At 50.5% G+C, this 17,506-nt stretch carries 18 protein-coding genes; 8 read left to right on the forward strand and 10 right to left on the reverse strand.

Annotated features, from left to right (window positions below; all coding sequences use genetic code 11):
* The 3 genes from AC5FXQ_RS07765 to AC5FXQ_RS07775 form a co-directional block, all read right to left on the reverse strand.
* Positions 1-1,848, reverse strand: coding sequence for a pseudouridine synthase (locus AC5FXQ_RS07765; protein WP_493601909.1), 1,848 nt, complete (start codon positions 1,846-1,848; stop codon positions 1-3).
* A 90-nt stretch (positions 1,849-1,938) separates the two neighbouring features.
* Positions 1,939-2,499, reverse strand: coding sequence for an SMC-Scp complex subunit ScpB (scpB, locus tag AC5FXQ_RS07770; protein WP_493601910.1), 561 nt, complete (start codon positions 2,497-2,499; stop codon positions 1,939-1,941).
* 12 nt (positions 2,500-2,511) lie between these two features.
* Entirely contained in the window at positions 2,512-2,901 is a 390-nt protein-coding gene (locus tag AC5FXQ_RS07775; protein WP_007658330.1) for a TraR/DksA family transcriptional regulator, read from the reverse strand.
* 347 nt (positions 2,902-3,248) lie between these two features.
* On the opposite strand from AC5FXQ_RS07775, the gene AC5FXQ_RS07780 reads away from it, so the two are divergent.
* A complete protein-coding gene (locus AC5FXQ_RS07780) occupies positions 3,249-3,845 on the forward strand; it encodes a DUF3575 domain-containing protein (RefSeq protein WP_493601911.1) in 597 nt (198 codons plus the stop codon).
* A gap of 90 nt (positions 3,846-3,935) precedes the next feature.
* Here the strand turns inward: AC5FXQ_RS07780 and ribH are convergent, their stop codons facing one another.
* The 3 genes from ribH to pdhA form a co-directional block, all read right to left on the reverse strand.
* A complete protein-coding gene (gene ribH / locus AC5FXQ_RS07785; protein WP_493601912.1) occupies positions 3,936-4,412 on the reverse strand; it encodes a 6,7-dimethyl-8-ribityllumazine synthase in 477 nt (158 codons plus the stop codon).
* 167 nt (positions 4,413-4,579) lie between these two features.
* On the reverse strand, positions 4,580-5,299 hold the full coding sequence (locus AC5FXQ_RS07790) for a tetratricopeptide repeat protein (RefSeq protein ID WP_493601913.1): 720 nt from the start codon (positions 5,297-5,299) through the stop codon (positions 4,580-4,582).
* Between the two features lie 119 nt (positions 5,300-5,418).
* A complete protein-coding gene (pdhA, locus tag AC5FXQ_RS07795) occupies positions 5,419-6,465 on the reverse strand; it encodes a pyruvate dehydrogenase (acetyl-transferring) E1 component subunit alpha (protein ID WP_299989856.1) in 1,047 nt (348 codons plus the stop codon).
* A 132-nt stretch (positions 6,466-6,597) separates the two neighbouring features.
* On the opposite strand from pdhA, the gene recF reads away from it, so the two are divergent.
* From recF to AC5FXQ_RS07820, 5 genes are all read left to right on the forward strand, one after another.
* Positions 6,598-7,707 (forward strand): DNA replication/repair protein RecF, encoded by a 1,110-nt coding sequence (gene recF, locus AC5FXQ_RS07800; protein ID WP_493601914.1) that lies wholly within the window; start codon positions 6,598-6,600, stop codon positions 7,705-7,707.
* Between the two features lie 36 nt (positions 7,708-7,743).
* The gene (locus AC5FXQ_RS07805) at positions 7,744-8,508 is read left to right on the forward strand and encodes an AlbA family DNA-binding domain-containing protein (RefSeq protein WP_493601915.1); all 765 of its coding nucleotides are present in this window, start codon (positions 7,744-7,746) and stop codon (positions 8,506-8,508) included.
* Between the two features lie 79 nt (positions 8,509-8,587).
* On the forward strand, positions 8,588-8,911 hold the full coding sequence (locus AC5FXQ_RS07810) for a DciA family protein (RefSeq protein WP_493601916.1): 324 nt from the start codon (positions 8,588-8,590) through the stop codon (positions 8,909-8,911).
* Between the two features lie 97 nt (positions 8,912-9,008).
* Entirely contained in the window at positions 9,009-9,569 is a 561-nt protein-coding gene (locus AC5FXQ_RS07815) for an acyl-CoA thioesterase (RefSeq protein ID WP_493601917.1), read from the forward strand.
* Positions 9,570-9,727: 158 nt separating this feature from the next.
* Positions 9,728-11,107 (forward strand): M28 family metallopeptidase, encoded by a 1,380-nt coding sequence (locus tag AC5FXQ_RS07820; RefSeq protein ID WP_493601918.1) that lies wholly within the window; start codon positions 9,728-9,730, stop codon positions 11,105-11,107.
* Between the two features lie 72 nt (positions 11,108-11,179).
* On the opposite strand, the gene AC5FXQ_RS07825 is transcribed toward AC5FXQ_RS07820, so the two are convergent.
* The 4 genes from AC5FXQ_RS07825 to AC5FXQ_RS07840 form a co-directional block, all read right to left on the reverse strand.
* Positions 11,180-11,911, reverse strand: coding sequence for a head GIN domain-containing protein (locus AC5FXQ_RS07825; protein WP_493601919.1), 732 nt, complete (start codon positions 11,909-11,911; stop codon positions 11,180-11,182).
* A 177-nt stretch (positions 11,912-12,088) separates the two neighbouring features.
* On the reverse strand, positions 12,089-12,460 hold the full coding sequence (locus AC5FXQ_RS07830) for a hypothetical protein (protein WP_493601920.1): 372 nt from the start codon (positions 12,458-12,460) through the stop codon (positions 12,089-12,091).
* Between the two features lie 6 nt (positions 12,461-12,466).
* Positions 12,467-12,676, reverse strand: coding sequence for a hypothetical protein (locus AC5FXQ_RS07835; protein WP_493601921.1), 210 nt, complete (start codon positions 12,674-12,676; stop codon positions 12,467-12,469).
* Between the two features lie 83 nt (positions 12,677-12,759).
* On the reverse strand, positions 12,760-14,337 hold the full coding sequence (locus AC5FXQ_RS07840; protein WP_493601922.1) for a rhomboid family intramembrane serine protease: 1,578 nt from the start codon (positions 14,335-14,337) through the stop codon (positions 12,760-12,762).
* Positions 14,338-14,815: 478 nt separating this feature from the next.
* Here AC5FXQ_RS07840 and AC5FXQ_RS07845 point away from each other — a divergent pair, with 478 nt between their 5' ends.
* Together AC5FXQ_RS07845 and AC5FXQ_RS07850 are read left to right on the forward strand one after the other, a co-directional pair.
* On the forward strand, positions 14,816-15,625 hold the full coding sequence (locus tag AC5FXQ_RS07845) for an N-formylglutamate amidohydrolase (protein ID WP_493601923.1): 810 nt from the start codon (positions 14,816-14,818) through the stop codon (positions 15,623-15,625).
* A complete protein-coding gene (locus AC5FXQ_RS07850; RefSeq protein ID WP_493601924.1) occupies positions 15,610-17,484 on the forward strand; it encodes a peptidase MATCAP family protein in 1,875 nt (624 codons plus the stop codon). The genes AC5FXQ_RS07845 and AC5FXQ_RS07850 overlap by 16 nt, the downstream gene beginning before the upstream one ends.
* Positions 17,485-17,506 lie beyond the last annotated feature (22 nt).

Genomic DNA, 17,506 nt, shown 5'->3' on the forward strand with positions numbered 1-17,506 from the left:
TTACATGAAGTACTTCAGACGAATCACTTCCTTCTCGGTGAGGTAACGCCACTCGCTGCGTGGCAGGTCCTTCTTCGTAAGGCCAGCATACTGCACGCGGTCCAGGGTCACTACTTCGTAGCCCAGGTGCTCAAATATGCGGCGCACGATGCGGTTACGGCCGATGTGGATCTCCAGGCCCAGGAACTTCTTAGAGTCACCTAGCATGGCCACGTCGTCTACCATCGCTTTGCCGTCTTCCAGTTCCACGCCTTCCACTACTTTCTGGAAATCGTCTTTGGTGATCGGCTTGTCAAGCTCTACCTGGTATATCTTCTTGATCTCGTTAGAAGGGTGCGTCAGCTTCTGCGCCAACTCACCGTCGTTGGTGAACAGCAACAGACCTGTCGTATTGCGGTCCAGACGACCAACCGGGAAGATACGCTCTTTTGAGGCTTTCTCCACCAGGCTCATCACCGTCTTGCGGCCCTCTGGGTCTTCTGTCGTTGTGATGAAGTCTTTCGGCTTGTTCAACAGCACGTATACCATCTTCTCACGGTTCAGCACTTTCTTTCCGTACATCACAGTATCAGAAGGCTGTACTTTGAAACCCATTTCCGTTACTACTTCACCATTCACCTTGATCTCACCTGACAGGATCAGTTCATCTGCCTCGCGGCGAGAACATACTCCGGCATTGGCGATATAGCGGTTCAAACGGATGCTTCCGTCTTCATCCTCACCTTTGCGGTTGGTTTTCTTGATGCGTGGATTGTCTTTGTAGCGGCTCAGGTTGTAGTTCGGCGTTTCCGGATCTCTTTCTGAGTCGGAGTTGCGGTCGAAGCTACGGCCACGGCGCTCGCTGTCCCCTTTGCTGAATTTGTCTTTACGGTCGAATGATCTGCGTTCGCCACGATCACCGCCTTCGCGTCGATCACCAAAGCTGCGACGCTCGCCGCCTTCTCTGCGATCTCCTCCGAAAGAACGTCTCTCACCACGGTCACCCCCTTCACGGCGGTCGCCGAAGCTACGGCGTTCACCACGCTCTTCTCTTTCTCCGCCTTCTCTGCGGTCACTGTATGGCTTACGCTCGCGATCACCTCCGAATGAACGGCCTTCACCTGATTCTCTGCGATCCCCATAGGGCTTTCTCTCACCGCCTTCGCGACGATCGCCATAAGGCTTGCGCTCGCGGTCACCTCCGAAGGATCTGCGTTCTCCGCCTTCACGACGGTCGTTGCCATATGAACGACGCTCACCTCGCTCTTCACGGTTCTCACCAAAAGATCGACCCTCGCCTCTTTCTTCTCTGTTGTCGCGGTCAAAGGATTTTCTTTCGCCACGTTCAGCGTCAAAGCGACGTTCTCCGCCTTCTTTGCGATCACCATAGGATCTGCGTTCGCCACCCTCATTGCGGTCGCCATATAGCTTACGCTCACGGCCTCCTCCAAAAGAACGGCCTTCACCGCCCTCTCTTCTGTCACCGTAAGGCTTACGTTCGCGATCACCGCTGAAAGAACGTCTTTCGCCGCCTTCTCTTCTATCACCGTATGGTTTTCTTTCACCACCTTCTCTGCGATCTCCGTAAGGCTTGCGCTCACCGCCTTCACGACGCTCTCTGTCGCCTCCGAAACTACGACGCTCACCGCCTTCGCGACGGTCGCCGTATGGTTTGCGGTCTCCGCGGTCTTCTCTTCTATCGTTTCCGTAGGAGCGGCGCTCTCCGCCGTCTCTTCCTTCGCCTTTATCTCTTCTGTTAAAGATTTTCTTTTCGCCGCGATCATTGTACGGCCGGCCTGACTCGTTTCTGTCAGACGATCTTCTGCCTTCTCCGTCGTTGCGGGATGGTCTTTCGTTTTCTGTTGCCATTGTATAATTATTATCGATGCAGTATCGCTACTGTACCTGTGTGTGCAGTATATATAAGAATAGTATACTCTAATGAATGATGGGGGTTCGCTAATCGGCTATTTCGCCAATCATGTTTTCTTCTGAGGCGAAATCCTTCAGCTGCGGAAGGTCTTTGATGTGGTTAATACCGAAGTAGTCCATGAATTTTTGAGACGTGCCGTACAGTACGGGTCTCCCAATGGTCTCGGCTTTACCCTTGATTTCGATAAGTTCTTTTTCTAACAGTTTGTGAATAGCATAGTCGCAGCCCACGCCACGAATCTGCTCTACAGCCGAGCGGGTAATTGGCTGCTTGTAGGCAATGATTGCCAGCGTCTCCAGAGAAGACGCTGACAATTTCTTTTTTGACTTATGTTTCAGATAGGTGCTCACCGTTTCCTGGTACTCCGGCTTCGTCAGAAACTGGTACCCGCCCCCGATAGCGTATATCTGAAAGGCAAAACCAGCGTCGGCCAGCTGCTCATTGATATTCTCAACGGCTTCCAGCACGTCGCTTACCAGCACCTCCATTTGCAGCGACTCCGTAAGGCAACGCTGAATCTCTTCGATGCTTATTGGCGATTGGGCACAAAAAACCAGTGCCTGAATGTGGTTTTGCAGTATATTCAAGGTATAAGTGTACTAGTCGTTACGCTGAAGCTTGGCCTCAATGGTATGCTGTGTGTGTGGCACGGCACGCAGTCTCTCTTTCGGGATCAACTTGCCAGTCACGATGCAAACACCGTATGTGCCGTTTTTGATGCGGATTAGCGCATTTTCCAGCTGCTGGATAAACTTCATCTGACGCGACGCCAGCTGGTTCAGGCTTTCCTTCTCCGCTGTATCTGCTCCGTCTTCCAATACTTTGGTTGGAGATGCCGTGTTATCAGTGCCTGAGTCGTTACGACGGCTCAGGGTTTCTTTGATAAACGTTACTTCCTTACGCGCATTGGTTAGCTTCTCAAGAATGATTGCTTCAAACTCTGCCAATTCCTCACGGGAATACCGCTGTTTCTCTTCGTTTGTATTCATTATACTATCTTAGAACTAGGTTGTAGTTTCTTGTCTGGTAAGCTAAAAAAACCTCCCCTGTTGAGAGCAACGCTCTCGTGCTTATCAACAGCAACAAGGGTGATTAAGTTTAAAGCTTAAATTTTAAGCCCAAAAACCGAACCACTCTGATGTTCAGGTTATTATTTAAGCTAAATTTCGTGCAAAAATAGAAGTTATATCTATAATTTGCTACCTGCCTTCTTTATTTTAATTATAATTTTGTCTTTCCGCTCTTTTATTTGATTTGCTCCAATACTGGAATGGAACTTGCAGACAGCCTGAAATACACCCAGGCTAATTAAGTTTTAGATTACTCACTTCAATATATGAAAAACAAAATAATACTTGCCTTTGCCGCTGCGGCTCTTTTTTTTATTCCCACGCAACAAGCTTATGCTCAAGCACAACAGCCAAAGAGAGCTGTTATTAAGGTAAATCCTTTGAGTGCCTTTGCGCTGACAGGTTCTGGATTCCTGGAGTATGCCATCACTGATAACCTGAGTGCACAGCTTGGAGCCTCTGTTACAGGTGTCTCTATTTCTAATATCAAGTTCAAAGGCTACGGTTTTACACCCGAGGTGCGCTATTATTTCTCTGAAAACAAAGTGGCACCTATGGGCCCTTATGTAGCGGGCTATGGTCGTATCAGGAGTTTTAAGCTGACAGTAGAGAAGCAGGATGAAGAAGGCCGTGACTACAGTGCTACTTACAACCCGGTAGGTGCCGGCGTGGCTATTGGTAATCAATGGGTGTTTAACAGCGGCTTTACGTTTGATGTGTTTCTGGGTGCCGGTTACAATGGGGGCAACCTGAAGGTGAATGTTGGTACCGAAGAAGACTTCGACACAGGTATCATCGGCGATATGATTTTGGGAGGAGGCTTTGCCGTTCGGCCAGGTTTAACAATCGGCTATAATTTTTAGCCCTGCCTATACCTGTACCCATTCAATCAAATAAAACAGGCCCCTGCTTAGCTAAGCAGGGGCCTGTTTTTATACCTATACCTGGGTTACTTAGAAGCTCAGCATATGAATAACTGCTGCTGCAGCCTCTACACCTTTGTTCCCGTGCTTGCCACCGGCTCTATCCAGCGCCTGCTCCAGGTTATTCGTCGTAACCAGACCAAACGAAACCGGCTTATTAAACTTCAACGATACATTGGTCAGGCCATTGGCTACGGCGTGGTTAATGTAGTCGTCGTGTTTTGTGTCACCTTTGATAACAACTCCGATACAGATCACAGCATCGATCTCTTCCTGCAGGGCCAGGAACTGCGCCCCCAGCGTAAGCTCAAAGCTTCCAGGTACCGTGTTCCGGAAGATGTTCTCCTTCTGAGCGCCATGCTGCAGCAGCGTATCGATAGCGCCTGCACAAAGCACATCCGTGATCTCACTGTGCCAGTCAGCCACTACTATGCCGAATTTCTTGTCTGATATATTGCTGAAGCCTTCTTTCTTGTAGTCGTTCAGGTTTTTGAGAGAAGTAGCCATACGTTTAATTGTTGATTGTTAAATAGTTGATTGTTAAGCCCGCAGGTATAGCACCGTGCCCGCACAGGTATAACGCTTAGGCTTTAACTTGCCGGACTTAAAAAAAGAAGCGCTTCTGCCGGAAAGACAAAAGCGCTTTTTATATTCAGGCATTAGCCTCTCAGATCTTAGTTGGCAGCTGCACCAGTCATAGCCTCAGCGCGAGCTTTAAACTTCTTGGCATCTGTTACTTCAGCAGACGTTACAAAGTCCTTGATGATCTTATCGTACGTGTTGGCAGCAGCCTGGAAGTCATTGGCAGCTTCGTAAGCTACGGCAGCCTTCATCAGGTACTGTGGCGAGAAGTAAGGGTTGCTGTTGTGGTTAGCAGCCTTGTTATACATGTCAGCGGCCTCCTTATACTTCCCTTGCTCAGAAAGTGCATCGCCTGTCAGGCTGTAAGCACGTGCCTGCATCAGGTAGTCGTCAGACTTGAAGTCCTCCAGGTGCGACTGTGCTTCAGCGTAGCTACCCTGCTTCAGCAAAGCAACGCCAGCATAGAATTTAGCCAGATTGCCTGCTTCGGTTCCGCTATACTCATCCGCAATACTTAACAGACCGTCGTACTGTCCGTCGCCGTTCAGGGCTTTGTTCAGCGAATCTGCTTCGAAGTAGTACACCGCCTGGAACATGGCCTCATGTGCCTCCTGGTTCTGGGTAGTGCGGTGGTTATAATACAGGAAACCTGCAACGATGATAGCGGCAATCGCGGCAAACACACCGAGCAGCTTGGTTTTGTTTTTCTTCACGAAATCCTCAGATCCTGTTGTCAGGCGATCTGCCAACGCATCCGGATTTTCTACCAGCTCCTCAAACTCGCTGTGCTTCTGTACTGTCTCTTTTGCCATTAGTTTAATTGAAATAAGAACTCAAAAATAGAAATTAAAAACGATTCGTTCCAAATCTCATATAAGATCAGAACATCAAATTTATGTTTTTTAATTCCTAATCCTTAATTATTTAAAATTTAGTCCATTATGTATGGATAGTCCGGCTCCACGTAAATATCTGTGTACAGCTCAGAAGGATCCGGATATGGAGACTCCTCGGCGAACTTCACGGCCTCAGCCACGATCTGCTTCTGCTTCTCGTCGATCTCGTCCAACTCCTCCTCTGTAGCCCAGCCATTTTTCAGGATAGTCGCTTTTACAGATTCTATGGAGTCGCGGCCTTTGTAGTCTTCCAGTTCTTCTTTCGTTCTGTATTTGGCAGGGTCAGACATCGAGTGACCTTTGTAACGGTAGGTTTTGAACTCGAGCAAAGTAGGTCCTTCGCCGGCACGGGCACGCTCAGCGGCCTTCGCTACGGCATTGTGCACGTTCTCTACGCTCATCGCCTCTACCGGCTCAGATGGCATCTCGTAGGCATGACCCAGCTTGTACAGGTCGTTCACGTTAGACGTACGCGTTACGGAAGTACCCATCGCGTAACCGTTGTTCTCGATTACGAAGATCACAGGCAACTTCCAGGTCATGGCCATGTTCAGTGCCTCGTGGAACGCACCTTGACGTACGGCACCGTCACCCATGTAGCAGATGCACAGCTTGCCCGTCTTGTTATACTTCTCAGCGAAAGCCAGACCTGCGCCCAGTGGCACCTGGCCCCCTACAATACCGTGTCCGCCTACGAAGTTTACTTCTTTGTCGAACATGTGCATCGAACCACCTTTGCCTTTAGAGCAACCGGTAGCCTTGGCAAACATTTCGGCCATTACAGCGCCCGGCGATGTACCGAGTGCCAGTGGATGGGCGTGGTCACGGTAAGCGGTGATCCACTTATCGCCTTTCTCGAGGGCTGTTACGGCACCTGCCACACAAGCCTCCTGGCCGATGTAAAGGTGGCAAAAGCCTTTGATTTTCTGCTGGCCATAGAGCTGGCCTGTTTTTTCTTCGAAGCGGCGGATGAGTTTCATAGACTCATACCACCACATGTAAGTCTCTTTTGAAAATGTTGGTTCAGCCTGTACCTTTGCTTTCTGCGACTTCGCTTTTGCCTTTTCTTTCGTATCAGCCATGGGTATTTGTGTATCGTTATTGTTGTCCGTACAGCTTTTTTAGCGAGATTCGGCCCGCAATGGACGGCAAATCAGCTTACTGTCGGGTTTTAGCATGCGAAATTAAGGAAAAAGTAATCAAAGAAGAAACTAATGCTCCTCGAAAATCTAAGTCTGCTGTTTTTCAAGAACTACGACGAAGCTAACATTAGTTTCTCGCCGCACATCAATTGCTTTATCGGCGACAACGGCAGCGGCAAAACCAACCTGCTCGATGCCATCCACTACCTCTCCATGACGCGCAGTGCTTTTAATAATTCTGATGCCCTTAACATCAAGCAGGGCGAAGAGTATTTTATGGTAAAAGGGCGCTTTAAGATCGATAAAGAGAAGCATACCGTCACCTGCAGCCTGAAGCAGGGCCAGAAGAAGTCGGTGGTGCACAATAAAGTGGCTTACGAGAAGATGAGCGACCACATCGGCCGTTTTCCGGTGGTGCTCATATCGCCGTACGATACGGACCTAATTAGGGAAGGCAGTGAGGAGCGCCGCAAATACTTCGACAGCCTGATCTCACAGCTCAACCATACCTACCTGGAGCAGCTGATCCAGTACAACTACATCCTCAAGCAGCGCAATTCGCTGCTCAAGCAGTTTGCCGAGCGCCGCTACTACGACCGTGACTACCTGCACATCCTCAACGAGCAACTCGTGCCCTTGGGTGAGCAACTCGCGCAGGAGCGTATGGCTTTCCTGGAGACTTTTGAGCCGGTGTTTCAGAAGCACTACCGCCACATTTCTGATAGCAGCGAAACCGTGACGCTCACTTATAAAAGTCAGCTGCCCGGCGCTAATTTCGCTGTTTTGTTGGAGCAGGCGGAACAGAAGGACCGTGCCCTGCAGCGTACCACCGTGGGCACGCACAAAGACGACTTCGTGTTCCTGATGGACGGCAATCCGGTGAAGAGCTTCGGCTCACAGGGCCAGCAGAAAAGCTATGTAATTGCTCTGAAGCTGGCGCACTTTGAGGTAATGGACGAGCGCCAGCACCACAAGCCCCTCCTCCTCCTCGACGACATCTTCGACCGCCTCGACGAGAAGCGCATCACCAAGCTCATGCAAATGGTCGCCGCCCATACCTTCGGCCAGATCTTCCTGACTGACACGCATCTGGAAAGAACAGACAAAATACTCGAGAACCTGTCAGAGCAAATCCGTAGATTTGATGTGAAGGAGGGAACGGTGAAGGTGATTGGAATATGAGATTCTTCTCCCTAACTAATATATTTGAATAGTAATATGAGATTAACCTTCAAAGAGGAATTTGCGAAGTTCCTTATAGAGCCTACTAGAGATAAGTTCAAAACAGTTTTGAATGAAAATTTTGGAGAGCAAAATAATCTTGATTTTAAGCAAGAGTGGATTGAAGATTCCAAGATGAGTAAACACATCCTAGCTATAGCAAATTCTGGAGGAGGGGCTATAATAATAGGCCTTACAGAATCCGAAGAAGGTTTGAGTGCTACAGGCATACCTAAGATTCTGGATAGATCTGACATTCATAAAAGACTAAATAAATATATTCCCGACGAGCTGGAATATGAAGTTATCGACTTTCAGTATAAGGGCATGGAATTCGGAAACATAGACAATAAAAAGTTTCAGGTTGTCATAGTTGCTAGGCAGGATCAGTTCTTACCTTTTATTTCTAAAAAAGAAGGTAGTTCGTTAAGAAAAAATGCCATATACTGCCGTCAAGGTACTAACAGCGAAGAAGCCACATATTATGAATTACAAAAAATAATTAATAGAAGAGTTAAGACTGAATTCAATAATAATTCGGCAATTGAACTGTCAGAGCACATTAGTCAACTTAAAGCACTATATAATCAATTGTCAGAATTTCATTTTGAAGGCAACCCCTTTGCTAGCTTAGTAGCAGCTGGTCTGAATTTAGGGACAAAAGTACCTAACCCTAATTATCCTAAAGAGGGTTTCGAGCCATTCATACTAAAGATGATTGAAGAGAAAAAGTCAATAATAGAGAGAGAGTTGAGAAAGTAATATTTGTCAGCAATTCCCTAACTTCACACCCTCAAAAATCACTCATTCACTCCACCACTTATTCAAAAATCAACCACCCGTGCGCTACTACAAGAAGAAAGAGGAGATTGCGAAGCGAAAGGCTGACGTGCAGACCATCGGCGACAGCATCAAAGGATTGCTGAAGGCCTACCGCCTGCAGGGCAAGCTCAATGAGGTAGACCTGGTGCAGCGTTGGGAGCAGATCATGGGCAAACCAATCGCCATGAAGACGAAAGAGCTTTACTTCAAAGACCAGAAGCTGTTTGTGCGCCTTACCTCTGCCCCACTCAAGCACGAACTCAACATGAGCAAAAGCAAAGTGGTCGACCTGCTTAACCGGGCCATGGGCGATGAGGTCGTGAAAGAAGTTGTGTTTTTATAAGCGCTATACCTGCTGGCTATACCTTCCATACTATAGTCTCTGCATCCCTTTTGAGGTATAGCCCCGTATACCCTGCCATAACTCACTCCGCAAACGTATGGCTATACCTGCATTCCGACCCGTTTCCTACTCCCGCACCACCCTCACCGAGCTCATGATCCCGAGTTACGCCAACTTTGGCGGCAAAATCCATGGCGGCATCCTGCTCTCGCTCATGGACAAGGTGGCTTATGCCTGCTCCGCCAAACATGCCGGCAACTACTGTGTGACCGTAACAGTAGACGGCGTGCATTTTCTGCAGCCCGTGGAGGTGGGTGAGCTGGTGTCGCTGCTGGCTTCGGTGAATTATGTAGGCAACACTTCTCTGATGGTAGGCATAAAGGTGATCGCTGAAAACGTGAAAACAGGTATAGTCAAGCATACCAATACCTCATACTTCACGATGGTGGCTAAAGGCGACGATGATAAACCGACGCAGGTGCCCGGCCTCACACTGGAAAGCCGCGAGGATGCCCGCCGCTTTCTCGAGGCCATCAGACGTCGTGAACTGACACAGCGTTACCAATCAGAACTTGCCGAGGCCAAACATGGCATCGCCGTTGAAGCGGAACTACACAAGCTCGAGGGTGAACGCTGCCGACTGGCCTTCACTATGTAAAAGACTTGGGAGATTTGCACCTCAGATAGGATTTTTCTGGCATACCTGTGCTCACTTGGGCTTTGGCACGGCTATTCTTTTCGTTCTTTCCTGAAGCTGCTTATATTTAGAAACGAATTCTTAACAAACAAGCACTTAATTGACCTCACCTAACACAAATGACTTACAGAACTAAGTTCACCCGACTGCTGGCACTTTGCATGCTGGCAGGGCTATACCTTAGCCAAACTGTGGCAGCACAGGCACCCGCTACCCACGACGAAGAAATCCAGAAAATGGTAAACGAAGTGTCGGCAGACAATCTGCGGGCACTCGTTGAGAAAATGGTCTCTTTTGAAACCCGCCACTCCCTGAGCTCTACCACTGACAAGAAAAGAGGTATAGGCGCCGCCCGCGAATGGGTAAAATCGGAGTTTGAGAAATACGCCAAAGCCTCCAACGGTCGCATGACCGTGGACATGGACCGCTATACCGTAAAGGCCGACGGTCGCCGTATTCCGCAGGACGTGGAGATGGCTAACGTAGTCGCTACGCTTAAGGGCGCTGACCCGAACGATGACCGCGTGATTATCGTGGCTGGCCACCTTGACTCCCGCGCTACCGATGTGATGGACGCCAAAAGCAAAGCGCCTGGTGCCAATGACGATGCCTCTGGTGTGGCCATTGTGATGGAGATGGCCCGTATCATGGCTTCGCGTCAGTTCCCGGCAACACTCGTGTTCGTAGCTTTCCAGGGTGAAGAACAGGGGCTGTACGGCTCACGCCACATGGCGGAGCGCGTAAAGAAAGAGGGCTGGAACCTGGTGGCTGTGCTCAACAACGACATCGTGGGCAACTCTTACTCTGCTGAGATGGGCATTCATGACAATACCCGTGTTCGTGTCTTCAGCGAAGCTACTCCTTCCAACGAAACCGAAGAACAGGCTCGTTTGCGCCGCACCCTGGGCTCTGAAAATGACGGCCCAAGCCGCAACCTGGCCCGCTACATGAAAATGACTGGTGAGGCGTATGTAGACCAGATCGAAGTAGTACTCGGTTACCGCCCGGACCGCTTCCTGCGCGGCGGTGACCACACGCCATTCAACCAGCAGGGATATGCCGCTGTGCGCATGAGCGAAATGAACGAGGACTTTGATCACCAGCACCAGGATGTGCGCAAGGAGAACGGCAAGCAGTACGGCGACCTGACGGAGTTCATGGACTTCGAATACCTGCGCAAGAACACAGCCGTGAACCTGGCCACCATGGCAAACCTGGGCAGAGCGCCACATGCTCCTGAAAAAGTAGGAGTGCTCACCGCCAACCTCACCAACAAAACCGACCTGAAATGGGATGCCCCTACCAAAGGCAAAAAACCTGCAGGCTACTATATCCTGATGCGCGAAACCAGCAGCCAGACCTGGGATAAGAAGTTTTTTGTGAAAGACACGAAAGTGACATTGCCTTACTCGAAAGACAATTACTTCTTTGCCGTACAGGCTGCTGACGAACTGGGCCATACCAGTCTGCCGGTGCTGCCGGTTCCGGTGCGTCAATAGGTATAAGCTAACGCAAAAGAAAAGGGCAACCCATCGGGCTGCCCTTTTCTGCTTTATATGCGATGTATTCTCTTACATTTTAGAAATCTTGGCTGCGGCCGATACATTGGACGATACACTCGGGTCGCCTTTATAAGCTACTTTGGTAGCACCTGAAGCATTCACGTTCAGTTTGTTCTGGGCAAACACTTTCACATTGCTGGCACCACTGGCTTCCAGGTGCACATTCTTAGCTTCCAGCTCAGATGCGTCTACTTTGGATGCTCCTGACATGTCCATGCGCATTTCATCAGCACGGCCACTTAGTTCTACTTTACTGGCTCCGCTCATGTTGGCTGTCAGTTTCTTGGTGTTCAGTGCAAGCGTCACTTTAGAGCCGCCACTCAAATCCATGCTAAAGGCATCTGCCTTGAAAGTGGAGTTGCCCATCACTTTTACGCCGCCGCTTATATCAATCATGTTTAATTCTTTGATTGACACGTAAGCCTTCAGCCCTTTGTTTGTGCTGATGTTGTCAGAGGTATAAATGTGGAGCACACCATTTTTAACTTCTGTCTGAATACTGTTAAGCAAGTTCTCCTGCGCTTCGATGCGTATGCCTTCTTTGCCACTCTGTGTTACCTCCACTGCAAAGCCACCGCTCACATTTATACCTTTGAAGCCCGATACCGTCCTGTTCTGTGACACAGACTCGCCTTCACCCTTCAGGTTACGACGATTTTGGGCCGCTGCCGTTACGCTTGTCAGCATAAAGGCCATTACAAGCACAGAGGCAAGCGTTTTGTAGATGTTGATGATGTTCATAGTTTTATTTTGTTTGATGGTTTTGGTTGAGTGTGTGTCCGTCCAGCTACAGGCTATACCTTCCCTGAAGTGACTCACTGCCTAATAGATGCACAGATTCCCGAAAGGTTGCTTGAGCCCCAGAAAAAAATCATACTTTTTGATCCTCTTCTGCAAAAAAGCCTTGTAAGGTATAGGCTAGCGCCCGTGAGAGGGACGCGACAAAGGTTTATTGATCGAGAACTGAAAAATCAGCGCACCCAAGGTATAGGCCAGTACATCGACCCAGTCGGCGGTGTGTTTCGAGTAGATGGGCGGGAGCAGAAGCTCAAAGAAGATGCTGAAAGCCATGACTGCCACTACTAACCAGGCAAGTGGCAACACAAAGTTGTTATTCTGGAAGTAAACTCGCTCAGCGGCCAGTATAATGGTGAGCACGATGGGCATGGCCAGCAGATCGTCGAGGTAGCTGAAGAGCAGGGGGAAGTAAAAGCCAGCCAGTTCCAGCGCCTGGTTACCGACAAAAAGCAGCACACAAACCAGAAAGACCGGATGCAGAAGCGTGCGCATGGCAGGCTAAAAGGCTACCAAACCTACCATCAGCATAATAGAGCCCAGTATGGCCAGGAAAATCTCCGTCGGGGTCATTTTCGGGATTTTCCACTTTTTCTTTTCGCGCCTGGGCAGATACTGTCCGCAGTTGGGGCAGCGGTTTTTATGCGGCACTTCCTGCCCGCAGTGGGGGCAGATGATCATATTGTCGTCGGTAGCGTCTCTGTAAGGCACGGCGGTAGCTTTTTGAGTTAATGGTCAAATGGAAGCGCGCCCTTATAAGTACCTGATATGAGCCTGTTGGGTTATCAGCCAGGCTACTGTTGCTTTGTTACGATCAAAATTACCCCGTTTTGGGCTTTCTCGCCATACATGGCTACGGCTTCCTCTCCTTTCAGCACCGACACCGCCTCAATTTCGTCAGGGTCCACATGATCTTCTACCTCATCAGGAGCTATACCTTCCAGCACCTCGCCGTCGAGCACAATGAGTGGCTTTGTCTCCAGGTCAAGACCTGTGGCTTCTTCCAGCGCATCTGGCAGTGGCATCTCGTTCAGATTTCCGTGCGCCGTAGCGGGTTTTCCTTCGCGCAGGTTGTTTAGGTCCTGCACAAACGTACCGATGGCCCACAACACCCGTTGCTGCTCCTGGTGCATCCAGGGGCGATTGTTGCGGATGTCGTCGCGCATCATGGTGTAGGATGTTTTGCGCAGTTGCGTGTAACTGAGCAGTATCTCGACCTCTTTCGCCTGCTGTTCCCCTAGATCGGGCAACTCCTGCAGTGCCATCAGTTCTTTGATGCTCTCGTCCCACAAAGCTATACCTTGTTCCAGGCCCTCCAGGTATTTACCGCCATTGATCAGACTGGCATCCTGGTCCATGTCCTGCATCACAGCCATTGCCGCTGTTTCACGTTCGCCAAAGCGGTCCAACATGGTCAGGTATCTGGCATTCTCAGTTGGTATCTGCAGGTATAGGCCTACAAAGCCGCTCAGCACCAGCGCTACCATCACGACACTGCCTCTCAGGTCGTAGTGCTGCGTAAAAAACCTGCCGGAGCGCAGCATTAACACAGCACCGTAAGCTATACCCAACACCAATCCGCCCGTGTGCGCTGCGTTGTCTATACCGCCTTTCAAGCCGAAGAGCAGGTTCACTACAATCACACCGAGCAAGTTGAGCACCATACCTTTCTTCTCAGCCCAACTCATCTGCCGCTCCAGCAGCACCATGGTCATGAACATACCGAACAAGCCAAAGATGGCTCCGGATGCTCCGGCACTGATGCGCTGCTGGTCCCACCACAGACTCGCCAGACTGCCAGCCAGCCCACAAAGCACATAGGCTATGATAAACTGCCTGCGGCCCACCAGCGGCTCCAGCGCACCACCTATACTAGCCAGTGCATACATGTTCACGAGCAGGTGTATAATGCCAATGTGCAGGAACATGGATGTAAACAGGCGCCATGGTTCGCCCGTCAGGGTATAAGGCCCAAAGTTGGCTCCTGCATTCACCAGGTCCTCCCCCTCTGGCGAGAGCACATGCATACCTGCCAGCGCCAGCAGCACGAAAATGACGATGTTGGTATTGATCAGGATGGGCGTGACAAAGTAGTGCCGCTGTGGCACGAAGAGTGTCCAGAAATCTTTGAGTTTATCTGTGAAGGAAGTTGGTGGCGCGGGGTTTGGGTTGAGTTGTTTTTCGCGCAACTCCAGGGCTTGCAGGGTTTCCTGCTTTATCTGCTCCAGGTTCGGAGCCTCTATGTTTCTTCTTTCAATCTCAGCGATTACAGCCAGTATAGCTTCCGGCTCATATGCTGCATGTTCCCCTAGTATTTCCAGCAGTTGACTGTCCTCATTTTCGGAGGCCACTGCTGCATAGCTGTTTTCCATCTGCAAACCTTATTCTCTTTCTGTAAAGATAAGGCAGCAGACGTATTATACAAGACGGAAAGGCTAACGGGTATGGGCAAGCATTACTCTGCCCGTCACCAAAGCTCCGGTCAGTCCAATGGCATACCATAAACCCAATGGCAGTGCTTCTGCCAGGTATAGCCCACTATTCCTAAGGCTCTGCATAAGCAAGACCAATAAGAAAATCACAATAGCTAACAGCGTATTCTTGTAAATCTGACGCATAGGCACCTCTGATTTATGGTGAAACAATTGGTATATAGCTATACTTTGTAATATCTTAATTTGTTATAGTCTTTTAAATCTATTCATTTCAGATCAATCTGCCAACTATATCACACTAAGCTTTTACATTATTACTATGATTTGTTTGTGACTGAATATCAAGGTTTAAACAAATAGGTCTGGTAAATAACCTTAGGGGTATATATCGGGTAAAAGTTTTCAAAAAGATTTTATGCCTGACCCTAGACAAGCACAATCATATTATACCATCACCATTGGGCAGAGCCCTCTCATTGCCACAGCCATACACGACGGACACAAGGTGCGCGACAGCATCACAAGCCTTTTCTCGCTCAACCCGGATGAACGCCTTCGCGAGGAAGACCCCTTCACGGCGGGCTGGGTAAGCATAACAGATAACCAGATCATTGGTTTAAACTCCCGCTTTGAAATGGACCTGAACCGCTCCCGCGATAAAGCCATCTACCGCAAACCTGAAGACGCCTGGGGACTTACCGTCTGGAAAGATGAGCTGCCTGAGGAACTGGCGCAGGAGTCGCTGGCCCGCTACGACCAGTTTTATGCCGATGTGAAGCAGATGCTGCAAGGTATAGCCGACCGGCACGGCTGTTTCGTGGTATACGACCTCCATACCTATAACCACCGCCGCGAGGGTGCTGATGGCCCCGAGGCCGATCCGCAGGAAAACCCCGAAGTGAACCTCGGCACCGGCAACATGAACCGCCAGCTATGGGCTCCAGTCGTGGATGCCTTTACCCAAAGCCTGCAGCAATACGACTACCAGGGCCGCCACCTGGACGTGCGGGAGAACGTGAAATTCGAAGGCGGGCACTTTATGCGCTGGATTCACGATACCTTCCCCGACCGCGCCTGCGTCATCTCCATTGAGTTCAAGAAGTTCTTTATGGACGAGTGGACCGGCAAACCTGACGAAGCGCAGTTGCAGGAGATTAAGAAAGCACTGCAAAGCACAACTAAACCTGTCCTGCAGGCGCGGGAGCAGGTATGCAAAACCCTGTAACGATGCCCGACACGATCTCTGACATATTCATAAAAGGCATCGTTCGGACTTTGAAGCGGGGTCGTCGGGTGCGACGACGGCTGCCCGGGGGCGGTTTACTGCACATCGACAGACCACTGCCCTTTCTGGTGCTTTACCGCCATCCGGCAAGCCAGCCCGACCATGCCACCGCCGACTTCGTGAAGGCCGAAGCCGCCTACATCATTGCCCGCGAAGAGCAGACACCCGAACTGCGGCAACTGGTGCAGGCTATTGCCAAAGCCATGGCCGACGAGTTTGGCGCTTTCATGGTGCTCGAACTCTTTGCCGCACCGGACATAAGTGCCGCTGACAGCCCTACTTTCAGAGTGCTGGGGCCGGAACAGGCGCTGCCCGCCACTATCCGCACACTCAAAAGTGAGTTGGCCAGTATCAAGATCAGCGGCTTGCCTGTTACAGTAGCCACGGCCTCTAACCAGGCTTTGCTGGAAGGCTCCAACAGCCTGATGAGCGAAGAAGAGCTGAAGCAGCACAGCACCCTGATGCTGGGACTGGAACTAAAACCGGTATATCGCCAGGCTAATTCCGGACAGGTATACCCCATGCTGCAGCGCACACTCCGCGGACATGTGTCGAGCGCTATCAAAAAGGCCGTTTTCGACTTTGTGCGGGTGCAGACGACGCATCAGCCCAAGCATTTTCAGGCATTGGGCCGACAAGCGGTGGTGCCTGCCGTCTGGCGCATCGACAAGCAGCTCACCGCCATCAGCGATCAGTTCCGTTTTCTGTTGCTTGTAACACCTGTCAACGCTGATGAGGCCTGGGAGGAGTTCAACCAGAAGAAGTTTAAGCAGGCGCCTAACTTCCACTACCGCCTGATGCCCATGGATGCCGACCTGCTCAAGCGCAAGCTCTACAATATACCCATCGAAAAGGTGGAGGACCCAACGCTGGCTTTCCTGTTCCGCGACAAGCGCCACGAGCTAGACAAGACCCTGACCATGCTCGCCGACCGCAATACCCCTGACTTCCTGTACAGCAGCCTGCAGCTGTTTGGCGGTGTGGACGAGCAGCTGCTCAAAGTGGCCGAAGGTATACTGGCCGCTATACCTGAGCCGATGCGTGAACAGGATGTGCCGCTTATACCTGTAAACGAGTTCGCCGCCCTGGCCGAGCAGGAGATAGCCTTTCTGAAGAGTCAGTATCCGGCGCTTGATTCAGGCGTGGACATTCGTAAAGACATTGTGGGGTTGATCGTCTCCAAAGGCAGGCTCAACATCGGCACCGACGCCAAAATACCCAGGCACAGGGCGCAGGCGCTGATTCAGCACGAAGTCGGCACGCACATCCTCACCTATTTCAACGGAAAGGCACAGCCACTGCAGCAGCTTTATGTGGGCGTACCGGGCTACGAGGAGCTGCAGGAAGGGCTGGCTGTGCTGAGTGAGTACCTGGTGGGCGGCCTCGACCAGGACCGGCTGCGCATACTGGCGGCCCGGGTAGTGGCCGTGCACCACCTCACCAAAGGCTGCAGCTTCACCGACAACTTCTGCCGGCTCAAAGAGGAGCATAACTTCGATGATGAAACTGCTTTTAACGTGACCATGCGGGTGCACCGGGGGGGCGGGCTCACCAAAGATGCCGTATACCTGCGCGGGCTCGTGCACCTTTTGCACTACCTCAAAGAAGGCCACGAACTGGAGCCGCTTCTGATCGGTAAGATCCGCCAGGAGTACATTCCCATTGTACAGGAACTCATCTACCGCCAGGTGCTGCGCCCCGTTCCCATACGGCCCCGCTACCTCACCGATCCGGCCGCGCAGCCCAAATTGCAAAAACTAAAAGCAGGGATATCAGTATTTAACTTACTGGAAAATTAATACCAACAAATACTTATATATA

The organism is Pontibacter sp. LHS1, from assembly GCF_058932855.1.

Excerpts from the sequence above, each read along its gene's own strand:
- AC5FXQ_RS07840 (WP_493601922.1), bottom strand. The coding sequence starts at position 14,337 with ATGGAAAACAGCTATGCAGCAGTGGCCTCCGAAAATGAGGACAGTCAA.
- AC5FXQ_RS07805 (WP_493601915.1), top strand. The coding sequence starts at position 7,744 with ATGAGATTAACCTTCAAAGAGGAATTTGCGAAGTTCCTTATAGAGCCT.
- AC5FXQ_RS07830 (WP_493601920.1), bottom strand. The coding sequence starts at position 12,460 with ATGCGCACGCTTCTGCATCCGGTCTTTCTGGTTTGTGTGCTGCTTTTT.
- AC5FXQ_RS07780 (WP_493601911.1), top strand. The coding sequence starts at position 3,249 with ATGAAAAACAAAATAATACTTGCCTTTGCCGCTGCGGCTCTTTTTTTT.
- AC5FXQ_RS07820 (WP_493601918.1), top strand. The coding sequence starts at position 9,728 with ATGACTTACAGAACTAAGTTCACCCGACTGCTGGCACTTTGCATGCTG.
- AC5FXQ_RS07775 (WP_007658330.1), bottom strand. The coding sequence starts at position 2,901 with ATGAATACAAACGAAGAGAAACAGCGGTATTCCCGTGAGGAATTGGCA.
- pdhA (WP_299989856.1), bottom strand. The coding sequence starts at position 6,465 with ATGGCTGATACGAAAGAAAAGGCAAAAGCGAAGTCGCAGAAAGCAAAG.
- AC5FXQ_RS07790 (WP_493601913.1), bottom strand. The coding sequence starts at position 5,299 with ATGGCAAAAGAGACAGTACAGAAGCACAGCGAGTTTGAGGAGCTGGTA.
- AC5FXQ_RS07825 (WP_493601919.1), bottom strand. The coding sequence starts at position 11,911 with ATGAACATCATCAACATCTACAAAACGCTTGCCTCTGTGCTTGTAATG.
- AC5FXQ_RS07850 (WP_493601924.1), top strand. The coding sequence starts at position 15,610 with ATGCAAAACCCTGTAACGATGCCCGACACGATCTCTGACATATTCATA.
- AC5FXQ_RS07815 (WP_493601917.1), top strand. The coding sequence starts at position 9,009 with ATGGCTATACCTGCATTCCGACCCGTTTCCTACTCCCGCACCACCCTC.
- AC5FXQ_RS07765 (WP_493601909.1), bottom strand. The coding sequence starts at position 1,848 with ATGGCAACAGAAAACGAAAGACCATCCCGCAACGACGGAGAAGGCAGA.
- AC5FXQ_RS07845 (WP_493601923.1), top strand. The coding sequence starts at position 14,816 with ATGCCTGACCCTAGACAAGCACAATCATATTATACCATCACCATTGGG.
- recF (WP_493601914.1), top strand. The coding sequence starts at position 6,598 with ATGCTCCTCGAAAATCTAAGTCTGCTGTTTTTCAAGAACTACGACGAA.
- ribH (WP_493601912.1), bottom strand. The coding sequence starts at position 4,412 with ATGGCTACTTCTCTCAAAAACCTGAACGACTACAAGAAAGAAGGCTTC.